The 12,552-nt window shown below is 54.5% G+C and carries 11 protein-coding genes and 1 tRNA gene; 7 read left to right on the top strand and 5 right to left on the bottom strand.

Going from position 1 to position 12,552, the window contains the following annotated elements; genetic code table 11:
• Positions 1-54 precede the first annotated feature (54 nt).
• Complete coding sequence (locus tag ACI7M0_RS01280) at positions 55-1,113, bottom strand: IS110-like element ISPpu11 family transposase (RefSeq protein WP_405314606.1); 1,059 nt, start codon at positions 1,111-1,113, stop codon at positions 55-57.
• Positions 1,114-1,313: 200 nt separating this feature from the next.
• On the opposite strand from ACI7M0_RS01280, the gene ACI7M0_RS01275 reads away from it, so the two are divergent.
• Complete coding sequence (locus ACI7M0_RS01275; protein ID WP_104960614.1) at positions 1,314-2,519, top strand: methyltransferase; 1,206 nt, start codon at positions 1,314-1,316, stop codon at positions 2,517-2,519.
• Between the two features lie 354 nt (positions 2,520-2,873).
• On the opposite strand, the gene ACI7M0_RS01270 is transcribed toward ACI7M0_RS01275, so the two are convergent.
• The gene (locus ACI7M0_RS01270; RefSeq protein WP_003255753.1) at positions 2,874-3,164 is read right to left on the bottom strand and encodes a DUF3077 domain-containing protein; all 291 of its coding nucleotides are present in this window, start codon (positions 3,162-3,164) and stop codon (positions 2,874-2,876) included.
• Positions 3,165-3,689: 525 nt separating this feature from the next.
• Between ACI7M0_RS01270 and ACI7M0_RS01265 the strand changes: the two genes are divergently transcribed.
• The 5 genes from ACI7M0_RS01265 (at position 3,690) to ACI7M0_RS01245 (ending at position 7,750) form a co-directional block, all read left to right on the top strand.
• The gene (locus ACI7M0_RS01265) at positions 3,690-3,938 is read left to right on the top strand and encodes a hypothetical protein (protein ID WP_011953231.1); all 249 of its coding nucleotides are present in this window, start codon (positions 3,690-3,692) and stop codon (positions 3,936-3,938) included.
• 98 nt (positions 3,939-4,036) lie between these two features.
• Positions 4,037-4,112, top strand: a tRNA-Thr gene (locus ACI7M0_RS01260).
• A 163-nt stretch (positions 4,113-4,275) separates the two neighbouring features.
• The gene (locus ACI7M0_RS01255) at positions 4,276-5,604 is read left to right on the top strand and encodes a phage integrase central domain-containing protein (RefSeq protein ID WP_129933811.1); all 1,329 of its coding nucleotides are present in this window, start codon (positions 4,276-4,278) and stop codon (positions 5,602-5,604) included.
• 893 nt (positions 5,605-6,497) lie between these two features.
• A complete protein-coding gene (locus ACI7M0_RS01250; RefSeq protein ID WP_129933809.1) occupies positions 6,498-7,478 on the top strand; it encodes an integrase domain-containing protein in 981 nt (326 codons plus the stop codon).
• Entirely contained in the window at positions 7,475-7,750 is a 276-nt protein-coding gene (locus tag ACI7M0_RS01245) for a hypothetical protein (protein WP_129933808.1), read from the top strand. The genes ACI7M0_RS01250 and ACI7M0_RS01245 overlap by 4 nt, the downstream gene beginning before the upstream one ends.
• A 159-nt stretch (positions 7,751-7,909) precedes the next feature.
• Here the strand turns inward: ACI7M0_RS01245 and ACI7M0_RS01240 are convergent, their stop codons facing one another.
• The 3 genes from ACI7M0_RS01240 to ACI7M0_RS01230 all read right to left on the bottom strand — a co-directional run bounded on the left by ACI7M0_RS01240 (position 7,910) and on the right by ACI7M0_RS01230 (position 10,492).
• Positions 7,910-9,232, bottom strand: coding sequence for a hypothetical protein (locus ACI7M0_RS01240; protein WP_129933807.1), 1,323 nt, complete (start codon positions 9,230-9,232; stop codon positions 7,910-7,912).
• 444 nt (positions 9,233-9,676) lie between these two features.
• The gene (locus tag ACI7M0_RS01235) at positions 9,677-10,000 is read right to left on the bottom strand and encodes a hypothetical protein (RefSeq protein ID WP_129933805.1); all 324 of its coding nucleotides are present in this window, start codon (positions 9,998-10,000) and stop codon (positions 9,677-9,679) included.
• A gap of 162 nt (positions 10,001-10,162) precedes the next feature.
• Positions 10,163-10,492, bottom strand: coding sequence for a hypothetical protein (locus tag ACI7M0_RS01230; RefSeq protein WP_129933803.1), 330 nt, complete (start codon positions 10,490-10,492; stop codon positions 10,163-10,165).
• A gap of 137 nt (positions 10,493-10,629) precedes the next feature.
• Between ACI7M0_RS01230 and ACI7M0_RS01225 the strand changes: the two genes are divergently transcribed.
• Complete coding sequence (locus ACI7M0_RS01225; protein ID WP_129933801.1) at positions 10,630-12,381, top strand: hypothetical protein; 1,752 nt, start codon at positions 10,630-10,632, stop codon at positions 12,379-12,381.
• Positions 12,382-12,552 lie beyond the last annotated feature (171 nt).

The following is a 12,552-nucleotide window of genomic DNA, read 5'->3' as shown; positions in this document are numbered from 1 at the left end:
TGTTCACTAGCAGGGGTTGGAGCGCCTAGCGCCCCGGTGGCATTACCCGGTGGGTCAGAGGCTCATAGCCGCCTCCGGTTTTTCGTTCGGTTTGCGTTGGTAAACCTGATCGCTCTGTAACAGGGCCCAGATAATCCGCAGATTTCGATTAGCCAGCCTGATCGCCGCCTCCTTGCGCCCAAGGCGGGATAGCCAACGCAAGAGGCGGCGATCATCTGGCTGATCGGAATCAGGCCTTAGCTGGCTCAAGACGGAATGCGCGCCCTGGATCATCAGGCTGCGTATGTAGCCGTCACCGCGCTTGCTCATCTTGCCCAATCTGATTTTGTTTCCGCTGCTGTGCTGATCGGGCACGATACCGAAGAAGGCGGAATACATTCGGCCACTGGCGAAGCGGCTGGGGTCGGTCTGTTTCGCCACGATCGCCGTGGCAATGATAGGGCCGACGCCGCGAATGGTGATCAGTCGCTGAGCGACTTTATCCTCTTGGGCAGTCGCTTCGAGCCGGCGGCTCAGCGCCGCTATGCGTTCACCTAGAGACAACCAGTCCATCAGCAACTCATCGAGCAACTCGCGCAACAGGTCGGGTAGAGGCAAGGAAGCATCCTCAAGCGCCTGAGGCACATGCTTATTGATCGCGGCATCGCCCTGGGGCATGGATACGCCATGCTCAAGTAGCAAACCACGGATCTGATTGCCCAGCGCGGTATGTCGCTTGATGTTACCGCGCCGGATACGGTGCAGCGCTTGAATAGCCAGTGCTGTGGTGCTCTTGATCGGTATCGAAGCGATGCTCGTATCGCGACCGGCACGCAAAATGGCATAGCAGTCGTTACGATCGTTCTTTGCACCGCTGCGATGTTCGGCGACACGTTGCGCCGGCAGGATGCGAACCGGATTACCTTTGGCCTGCAGCAGCCTGGCCCAGGCTTGCGCACCTGGACCGCACTCCATCAAGACGGCCACGGTCGTTGGCAGCCTGAGCAGGAAATCATGGAACGCTTGGCGGGATTTGATGCGATCTTCGTAGATCACCCGCCCAGTAGCGTCCTCGCCTGCTAATTGGAAGACCTGTTTGGCCAGGTCTACGCAGATGGTTGTGCAAAGCTCCACATCAGTGGAAGACAGGGAATCGTGTTTCGAACTATGCTTTTTCATGGTCTCGCCCTCGCTGCCGTTGGCTTCTTCGAACACCACCGTGGCACTGTGATGCCTCGGCGGGGGCGAGTCCATCGATTACAACAGGCCTATGCTGAACCTTCGTAGGAGCGGGTTTACCCGCGAATAGGCCCTCAACCCCAACACACATCCCCATGCCCAGCCCCCTCCACAGCCACCACCTAAGCACCCGCTTCCAGGCCCTCGACCAGTTCCTGATCGAGCACCAACAGCTGTGGAAACCCCGCCCCTTCACCACCCTGCAACTGCCTTGGGAAACCACCCACCCAGAGCTTGCCGGCCACCTGCGCCAATGTTCCCTGGCAGACGCCGAAGCCGACAGCGCCCCTGACCGCTTGCCTGCCCCATTCCCGCAACTGGCCGAACAAGCCCGACAGCTCGCCACGCTCGGCAGCCTTGCGCAAACCAATCTACCGCCTGCCGCCCACCGCCTGGACGTCGCTGTCCCCGGCCGCAAATGGCAGCAGATCGAAGCCTTCGCCAGCCACCTGGCCTTCCGCGAGCAGCCCCGGCACTGGCTGGACTGGTGTTCTGGCAAAGGCCACCTCGGCCGTCGCCTGCTGCAACCCGGGCAACACCTGACCTGCCTGGAGTACGACGCCGACCTGGTCGCTGCCGGTCAGGCCCTGAGTGCACACCACCACTTGCAAGCACAGCACGTACATCAGGATGTGATGGCCAGCGACAGCGCTCGCCACCTGGCTGACGATAAAAGCGTGGTTGCCCTGCATGCCTGTGGCGATCTGCATGTACGCCTGCTGCAACTGGCCAGCCAGCAAGGTTGCCGGCAACTGGCCATAGCCCCCTGCTGCTACAACCGCATCGCCGCGCAGCAATACCAGGCGTTATCCACAGCCGCGCAGGCGTCGAGCCTGCAGCTGTCGCTGGACGACCTGGGCCTGCCCTTGAGCGAAACCGTCACTGCCGGCGCCCGCGTGCGGCGCCAGCGCGACACCTCGATGGCCCGGCGCCTGGGCTTCGACCTGCTGCAACGCCAGCAGCGCCAGAGCGATGAATACCTGCCGACACCTTCCCTGCCGGTGGCCTGGCTGGAGAAGCCCTTCGAACAATACTGCCGTGACTTGGCTGAACTGAAGCAATTGCCAGTGAGCGGCGACCCGGACTGGGCAATGTTGGAAGCTGCGGGCTGGCAACGCCTGGCCGAGGTCCGCAACCTGGAGCGCGTACGCAACCTGTTCCGTCGGCCACTGGAGCTGTGGCTGGTACTCGATCGCGCCCTGTTCCTCGAAGAACAAGGCTATGACGTGCGCCTGGGCCTGTTTTGCGATTACCCACTGACCCCGCGCAACCTGCTCATTCTCGCGGAACGCGACGGTTAGCCGCAGCACAACCTGTGGATAAGTCTGTGAACAAGCTTGTGATTACCTGTTGGATCCAAGCGCTATTTCAAGCGCTTGGCTTATTCCTGCTTGCGGCTGCAGCCCAGTAAAAACAGGCGTTTGCGCAAAGACCAGCGGCGTAGCGATCCGGCATGCCTTTCGCTCAGGTCGCCGATGCCACTTGTGCATAAACATTTCTTGTGGTTAGCGCAAGCGGCTGTTGTGGGAGCGGCCTTGCGTCGCGAAAGGGCCGCAAAGCGGCCCCCGTTTTCGGCACAATCTCTGAAATCGCCGGGGCTGCTTTGCAGCCCATTCGCGACGCAAGGCCGCTCCCACAAATGACCGCGTCAATGCCTAATGCGCCTTGCCCTTGGCAATCTCGATATCGTTCATCAGCGCCTTGGCCATGTCGCAAAGGTAATCGGCTGCACCCAGGAATTTATGGTCGTCCTCCATATCCCCCTCGCGCACTAGGTGCTTGATGTAGCCCATCAGGATCGAGACATGCTCGTAGGCCGCGTCGACGGGGACGCCGGGCTCTACGCGTAGCAGATTGAGGGATGGGTTACCGGCTGCGAGGAAGGTTTCCACGCCTGCGGTTGTGATTGGTTTGGGGCTGTTGGGATCAGAATCGATCGTTTTCACTTTTCAAACTCCCTAGTTCAAAAGGAGTTGCCGTGTTCATTCTTTCTCACGGAACAAAGGCGGCAACCGTGCACGAGGTGAGAAACCGAGTGAACGTAGGAAGCTCGGCCAGACCAAGGTCTGCCCGCGCACAGTCGCCATTACGCAGCCGATACGTTCAAAGTCGGGTTCTCACACCCGGTCGCCAGAGCGACCCGCAAACGGTATCTGTGAGCCATTTCCCCAACAACAGCGTTACTTCGACGGCGCGCGTAGGATACTTCCGAAGCATCCAAACCCTGAAGCTTTTGACCCCATGGTTCAGAATTCCCTTACACAGATAACCCGGCTTACCCGCCCCCGTGTAGGAGCGGGTTCACCCGCGAAGAGGCCATACCAGACAACACAAGGCTAATGCTCCACCGCCGCAACGGTGTATCATCCGCCCCCCAAATCATTAAAAAGTGACGTCGCGCGCTGCCCGCCAGCCCCGCGACCTTCTGGCGTTGCGCCAGAACCGACAATGGACCACCGGACCTGAGCATCGTGACCCGAGCCAACCCCCTCGCCCTGTTGACCTTCGCCCTGGCCCTCACCGGCTGCGCCGGCGGCACCTCGCCCCACCCCAACAGCAACCTGGGCTGGAACCACCCCGGCATGCAGCTGGGCGGTGACAACGGCCTGCCCCTGCGCACAGAAGCCCCGTGCCGCAAGCGCGGCTGCGACAATGACAAGCTGTTTTTCAACCCGGGTAAAAGCGAGCCTAGCGTCACCACCATGCACCGCGGCTGGTAGGAAAATTCTTCTTTTGGGCCGGTGACTTAGGTCTTTTGCGAACATTCGCAAGGAAGTGGTTTACAGGCGCCAAACGATCGCTATAATGACGCCCCATTGCCGGTATAGCTCAGATGGTAGAGCAACTGACTTGTAATCAGTAGGTCCCGGGTTCGATTCCTGGTGCCGGCACCATATCCAGCTCCATCGCATTCCACCGAATGCCTTGGAAGCCTTTAAACCCGCCCTTTGGCGGGTTTTTTCGTTCCAGGACCCTCCGTCGGGATCCAACAAAATACCCCATCCCCGGGGGTATTTTTAGGGTACAGCGTCTTGCCTGCATGGAGAACGTACCCTTATGCCACGCCTAGCCGTTCCTCTCAGCGACCTCAAATGCCGTACGGCAAAACCTCGCGAACGTGCCTACAAGCTATTCGACGGTGGCGGCATGTACCTCTTCGTGAAACCCAACGGCGTGAAAACGTGGCGATTGCGCTACTTCAAGCCCAGCGGCAAGGAAGGCACGCTGATCATCGGCAACTACCCCATCATCTCGCTGGCCGTCGCGAGGACCAAGCGCGATGAAGCCAAAGCCCTATTGCTCGATAACCTCGACCCGATGGAAGAGAAGAAGAAAGCAAAGCTTGCTGCCCAACGAGCCTCCCTGCTTTTCCAAACCGTCGCCCTGGAGTGGCACGCCGAGATGTCCCGGCGCTGGACGGAGGGACACGCCAAGACCGTCATGAGCCGGTTGCGCACCCACGTCTTCCCCTTGATAGGCCAACGCCCTATCGCTGAGCTTGATACCCATGATCTGCTTGAGGTCACGCTGCGTATCAAAGAGCGCGGCACCATGGACGTTGCTCTGCGCGTGCAGAATTATCTCTCCACGATCATGCGGGGCGCGAAGCGGGCAAGGCAGATCAGCCAGAATCCTGCGCTCGATCTGGCAGGGTCGATTCATGCCCCGCGTACCGTGCACCGCCCTGCCCTCTCACTCAACCGCCTCCCCGAACTCCTCAGCCGGATCGACAACTACAACGGCCGTGAGCTAACCAAGCTGGCTGTACTGCTGACGCTGCACGTGTTCGTGCGCTCCAGCGAACTGCGGTTTGCGCGCTGGGATGAGTTCGACCTGCAAAGGGCGATGTGGGAAATCCCGGACACCCGTAAGCCAATCGACGGCGTGCGCAATTCCACCCGTGGCACCAAGATGAGCGGTGACATACAGATGGTGCCGCTCTCTCCCCAAGTCATCGCGATCCTGGAACGATTACGCGGCTTGAGTCGATTCTCCGAGCTGGTGTTGCCCGGTGATCACAAGTACTGGAAGCCAATGTCCGAGAACACGGTTAACCAGGTGCTGCGCAACGTTGGCTACGACACATCCAAGGAGGTATGCGGGCATGGATTCAGGACCATGGCCTGTAGCGCCTTGCTGGAGTCAGGGCTGTGGACAGATGCGGCTATTGAGCGGCAGATGAGCCACAAGGAACGCAATCGCGTGCGCGCCGCCTATATCCACAAGGCCGAATTTCTGGAGCAGCGTCGGTTGATCATGGCGTGGTGGAGTAATTACATCGATGCCAACAGATCGGGGCATGTCACTCCACATGAGTTCGCCCATCCATCTGGCGACAACATCACTCCCTTGCCAAGTGGGCGTGGCGCATTCAATCGTCGGTGAACCCTCCAGAGCACCGTTGGCCGCTCTTTAATTCGGGTCCATCCAAACAGGGCTGCAAAGCCGCCCTGTTTGGATGGACCTCGCTTTGCAAAGCTAAAAGCCGAAACAAATCCTTTGGATACCACTGATTTCCACCGGTGGATAATTTCATGCACAGCCCCAGAGGCCACGAGGAATGGGGCGTTGACCAAAATTATCCACAGGCGTAGAACTGACCGTGCAACCGCTGCCTTAGGCAGCAACCCAGGTGACCCGAACCTTCAAGGTCACGCCGCTCTCGCGGTGGTTCTCCCCAAAGGCGATTCGCATCCGGCAGCTCGCCCGGTCACCTCCCCGGTGATGGATGCTCTTACACATATGGCCCTCGTGCGCCAATACCCCGTACCTCGCTGCCCTGCAGCAACCTATCCGCTTGGCCAAAATATTGCGCCAACCTGTGCCCGTCTCTTTCTGTGGAAAGAGACGGGCACTTCTACCACTGCTGCAGCCCTCATCGCACAAGGATTTGCGGCATTCCCCCTCGTGACAATCGGCGTGACAAACGCCGATGTCACCAGCAACAGCGCTGTAGATGATGGTGCCGCAGACCAAGGAATGGACTGCACCTGACTGACAGTCAGGCATGCCCCGGTCATCGCATTGCTGCTTGCACATGGCTCAGGATCTCGCGGCACTGGTCTCGTCAGCCAATGCAGCCTCCACCCGCCCACCGGTAACGGTGTTGAGGAGGCCAGATCATGAGATGCCCTCGCTCCCGGACGTAAGGAGCCGCCAGTCCCGCGCTAGAGGACATCCCCACAGGTCGCAGGGGCCTTGATCCCTGATAACACTCAACATTCTTGGCGGGATGACGTGGGGCGAGGATCGGAGACCAGGCGATGAGGTGATTCGACATGGCATTGGTGGGTAGACGCGATGGCCGTAATTTCGGCTACGGCAGGCAACTGAGCTATGCAGGGCCGCAGGCGCTCAAAGACATGTTCGGCGGCGGCCACTACGGCACGGTGAAGGCACACTGTGATCGGTGGCAGGCATTCGTCAGATGGTGCCGCTCCGAACAAGGGCCCGGTATCAATGATGCGCGGCACATTGATCGAAAGGTGTTGGCCGACTATGCGGCCCATCTGCGTGACCTGGTTGAGCGCGGTGATCTCGCCGTCAGCACCGCACAAAACCGGCTGTCCAGTGTTAACAGAACCATGGCAGCGCTTCGCGGTGATCAGTGTGTGAAATTGCCAAGTCCGAGTAAGGCGTTGGGTATGAAGCGCACCGGGGTTCGGCAGTCGGTGCCGGAAGGCCAAGACCGCGAGCAGGTTAAGCAGATCGTCGACGCACTTTGCAGTCGTCATCAGCTACGAGCCGCTGCGATCGTTCTGCTAACGCGAGCCACCGGCATGCGCTTGCGTGAGGCTATCTTGGCTGATCTGCCACGGCTGAGCCGCGAGGCTAACGACCTAGGCAAAATTAACATTCAGGATGGCACCAAAGGCGGCCGCGCTGGCGCCTCGGCGCCACGTTGGATTGGAGTGAATGACCAAGTTCGCGAGGCTCTGAGGTTTGCATGGCAGGTGTCGCCTGCGGGTAGTCGTAACCTGATTGCGCCACACGAAAGCTACCTAATTTTTCTGCAAAAAATTATCCGCCCCGCGCGGGACATCCTGCATGCCCACGACCTCAAAGGCCTCCATGAGCTACGAGCGGCGTACGCATGTGAGCGCTATGAACAAATCACTCAACACCGCGCGCCTATCAACGGTGGCCAATGTTGCCAGGCAGATAGGAACCTAGATCGTGAGGCCCGAAGGCAAATCAGCTATGAGTTGGGGCACGGTCGGATCGATGTGGTCGCGGCCTACATTGGAGGACGCATATGAGTAAGCCATTCGATATGGAACTGTTCTTGGCTGCGGTGCTGACGGGATCGTACGCAACGCGGCAGCGCCATTTACGGCAAGCAAAACTCATCCAAGCGGAGATATCTGAGCGCTGGCAGCTAGAAACACCTTGGGGTTGGAAGAAAAAACATGTTGCTTGGTTTCTCGACCACCGACTAGCGAGGCGATGCAAGGCGACTCGATATTACTACCTGCTTACCGTGCGGCTACTGGCTCGCCGTTTAGAAAGAGCATGGGTCTTCAAGTGCTAAGAAGGCCTGACTTTAGCGATAGACCGACCGCGACCAACCCAAAGCTGCTGTCGGCCAAGGGCCGCTAACGACCATAGTCGGTCATCACGGTGGCCGTGCAAGACTTCAGCGAGGATTCTGCAACAACTGAATCAGCCAGCCCATTGCTTGGTCGATGTATCACGTGGCGACGACCTCGATTTTAAGGTCATAGCCACCGAGCTTATGGCCTCCCCAGCTTGTCTTCTTAACGATTATTTGTTTATCACCATGGGACTCGCAGTATGGTGCACCAAATCGCAGCGCATATTTAGTGGAGTCAGAAATATCAATTCCGAGGCTTTTTCGGACTAAAACTCCCGACAATACGAGGAGCCTCTCATTTGCTTGGCACGCGCGGCTATTGTCGTTCACGTTTAGCTTGATTTTTAATACCTTCGCAACACCTTCCACACCCTCTACGTAATATGCGAAATTATCGCAAAGTAGGTCATCTCCGATATCGTACATTTTTGAGGAAGCACACCATTGATCCGCAAAGATGAGATTATAATATCCTGTCGAAACCCCCTCACTCAAAAGAAAGTCCTTTGCAAGGTATGGCGACCATCCTTGTGAGCCGAAAACTTCCGACTTCATCTTTTCCAAATTTTTTAGCTTGCGCAAATGGGCAAAGGTACTTAACAGTTGCTTGTGCGAAACCACCTCAACCCTGGCGATGTGATCTGCCCAACGCCGGATAGCCTCGAGCCTGAAATTAAATAGCACTACCGCATACAACTTCGCAAGACGACGTAGCCTTCTGTCTTGCACGGTGAATTTAAGTCGCACGAAAACCGTCTCATAGGTCGAATATGTCATCATTGCAAACACGAAAGGCAAATACATTACTGTCAGCAGAGCAGGAACAATAAAGTCATAAAATGTCTTTTCCTGGCCAAGCTCTTTGAAATCAGTAGCGAGCATGTAAGCTGTGTAGGCCAGTGTAAAAAGCCCGAAGAAGATGACAATGCCGTTGAGAAGCTTTTTGACTTGCAGATACTTAATATCTGACTCTGAGATAGGGATCATCATACCTACCACAACCATAAATGGGACTAAGAACAATTCAGCCAGAAGTGGCAAACTGTAGATCCCGACCACGAACTGCAAGATGGCAAGCACCCTCAAATTGCCGATTACAGAGTTTTTGAAAAAGTGCGGATCATTTTTTATTTTTTCCAAATTGTAAATCGACATCAACCCCACGGAGAAAAACCAAAATACCGTATTCTTCAACTGATCAACATTCCATAGATCCCAACCCAACAAGAGATATACCATAGCGGCGGTATACACAGATGCCAACGAGAAGACTATCATCAGGGGGCGTGATTGAAATACAAATGCTAGATTTTTGAAGGCTAATCGGACCTCTCTCATCCTTTTGGCAGAGCAAATATACGCTGCAGCGAGAATCAGCCACAGCGCGATTGCGATTTCCCTGTTGTTTAAAATATCCATATAGCTGACCTTGGTGAAATGCTGGGTGAGCGGATGTTAAATGGCCTATCCCTCAATTCCAATGTGGCAGAGCACATCTGATAAAGGAAAATGGCAGCTAGCGGCCGTTAGGAGCTCATCCTGAAGGGCTGCTTTGGGTCGATTGCAGCCGTTCGCGAATGACTGCTATCGACCCTAAGCTGCCCTTCACGAAGGGTAGGAGTCGACCCAATGCTGCCCTCTGGGAAAGGTGTCTCCACGCTGATCAATAGTACATAGTGGCGACAGTGGTTCAGATTCAAAATACCGCCTCCGTCGACAGACTCCGGTGGACACGCAGTCAAATGCATCCACCATTAAATCTCCATGCCCCCATTGCAGAAACTTCTATGCATTAGCCATATTGGGGTGTTAGGTATTGGTTGGCACACTGAAGTGTGCCACTCTGATCATCACCGGCTGATTTCAGACTGTGAGCATAAAGTGCGGGCCAAGTCCATCAACTAAAAATATAATTGACACCTGACATGCGGTGTATGCGTCAGCTTGCTTCATTTGCTCTTTAATTGTGTTGTATACCTGCTCGCTGGCTTCGTGTCGTTGCGCGTCGATGTCACCTTTAGGCAGGGTCAGCGTTCCGCTAAATGCAGTTTCAATCCCTTCGGCTTTTACCCATCCGAGGACATCCATTTCGGCAATTTTTCGACGGCCGCGATCAGCTATCACTCTATCTTCATCTAAATACGCGGTCACGGTATATGTCATCAGAAAATTACGCTTCACGCTCATTTCGCATTATCCCTTTATAGATTCAAAATCTAAAACACTTATTGGCCGAATAGTTTCTACACTCGGATTACCGAATGCCATTAACGCCGACCGGATTGAGTGGGTTCGGCGCTGCCGCAAAGCTACCGTTTAAAGTACCGTTACGTAGCGGCAGCGTCTTTCTCAGCTAGTTTTCTCTTCCGGGGCGTTAAACAACGTACCAAGGCGATTCATGGTTTCCATAGCCGCCTCAACATGAGGTTCAGCTCGGTACCTGCAGTAGCCGGCGGTACTCATAGATTTCAGTTTACGCCCGCGCTCATATGCGATGCTTAGATGTACATCATTCTTTAGGCTCTCGAACTCCTCAGTTGGGACTAATTTGTGCTTATTGTTTAGGTTTCGCAACGTGTCGGTAACGTCTATGGCGAGGCCGGTTTCTTGGACGGCTATCATATCCAGGGCAATTTTTTTGAGCGCGCTATCAAGAAACGCACCTTTCAAGTTTTTCACTTTTCACTCTCCGCGAGGTTCAATGGCTTGTTGTGCTCACGCGTTACCGGTGCGGCCAAGCGCTGGTGACCGCGAGCTGAGGTATGATGCCGCCACCTAGGTAGGTCGTCTCGCCGGATTTTTAAGGAGCCTCTGTCATGGACCGATCGCATACAGCATTCCCCACCATCACCCTCCCCTCAGTGGATGGATTCGTCGAGAGGATCGGCGACATCTTCTGCGTAGGACGCACCCAGTCGGAAAAGCTATCTCTCGCTCGCAGCTACTCCACCAAGCAGGATCGCTATCAAGAGCTGATCAAGGGACGCAATTCGCTTCTTGACGCTATGATTGGACGCTCGATTTACGAGACCGAAGAAAACGTTGAATTAAAAAGCATTCTCGAGCGCCATTTCGGCCACATGCAACAATTGGTATCTTGGATTCGCTCAAGTCCTGTATATGAGAGCGAGACCCAAGGAGAAGTTAACCAACAGCTAACGAATGCGTTTGCAGTTCCTCAACTAGCAATGCTGCTGAGCCAAATTGAGCCCATGCTAAAAGATTTTAGCCCATTAAAACATGTAGGTGATTGTCTTAGCTTAATTGCTCATGCGAACAACGAACCTATTCGAGCCTGCCAGATAGCATTTCGAGATTTGCTAGGCCGTGCACTAAAAGACAAAAAAGCACCAGACCTTAGCATTAGAAAGAGCCTTAACTCTCTTGATTTTAAAACCTCAAAATTCCCCGCCACGCAAACTTCCGAACTTATAACACTGGATCGAGAGCTTGTACAAATCTTAGACTCTGAGGAGCGAAAGAAGCTAGTCGACACTTTGGCAGGATTTTACTCAGCAACGATGGCACTGAATCGGCTAAAAAAAATAATGGACGGCTGGTCGCCGGATGCTTTTTCAGAGTTTGTTGCCGAAATGTCTGAGTTTATGTCGATATATAGCAAAATAGACAGTGACAACGTGATAGCAATTTTCAATGATCAGCTACTCGGTGAGCTCTATGGTGCTGAAGATCCTAGCAAATGTCTGAATTTTACTCCCGAAACGTGCAGCCCTTACATTAATATACTCAGCCTGAGTAGAGCTTTCTCACCACCTAGCGGAATCAGTGGTCTAGTTAAACTCCTAGAGAAAGGAGCTCTAATTTCGGATAGCCGCGAACACTTTAAAAGATTGCAGCTCACCCTGCTTAATCTTAAGCGAAGCCCATTTTTTGAGGGGGCATCTAATTTCTTAGATGGGATATTGGCTTTATATGATGAGGATAGGGAGCGCGCTCAGTCGAGCTTTCAAAATTGCTTAACTGCCGCACGTCGTTGGCCCCTCGGCGTTCTAGAAAACCAGGCGGCGCTTTTTTGTATTGGTCTAGCCATGTCGGATGATCCGGGACGATCAGTAGCAAAAGTAAATCCGCTTCTGGCCATCTATTTGGAAAGTATGCCTCAGCTGTATACCATTCAGCTAGCCAACTTTACGAATGATATTGTTGATTATAATCTTAAGAGGGCGCTTACCGAATACAATCAGTACTGTCTCAAGCTAGAGCTTGACCAGGAATTTATCTTCAATCCTTTAGAGAATATTGAAAAATTCTTTAAGAAAATATTTGGCTGGATCGACGAAAAGGGATTGGGCGATGAGGACACTAATATTGTTGAGGCAACTCGGGAAGTCGCTAACAAACGGGACATACAGCGTGTGCGCCCCTATCTGATATCTGAAAATAGTCTTATCGACTGGCTAAACTCCGATTCACCAGCCGGAGCGTTTGTTTTTTTTCCGACTCCTGAGTCCCTCGAAATAATCCCTAACGTGTGTCGTTTATTTAGTAGGGGATGCCACTATCCTTCCCTTATTGCTCGCGAGCTCAATAAAAAAATGAGCGAGTAGTCATGCTTTACTTCGAAGGATCTGAATCGTTTCTTATTCCGTAGGCGCTTTCGAATGGACACTTCTGGCCATTAGTTGCCTGTCGCGAAGGGCGGCTATGGGTCGATAGCTGACGGCCCGGGTGACCGATATCGCCCCATAGCTGCCCTTCACCAAGTACAGATATCGGCC

Origin of the sequence: Pseudomonas sp. 10(2024) (assembly GCF_045164175.1) — a bacterium.
Classification (GTDB): domain Bacteria; phylum Pseudomonadota; class Gammaproteobacteria; order Pseudomonadales; family Pseudomonadaceae; genus Aquipseudomonas; species Aquipseudomonas alloputida.
The sequence above is the reverse complement of the archived record's forward strand: the minus strand, read 5'-3'. Positions and strand labels throughout refer to the sequence as shown.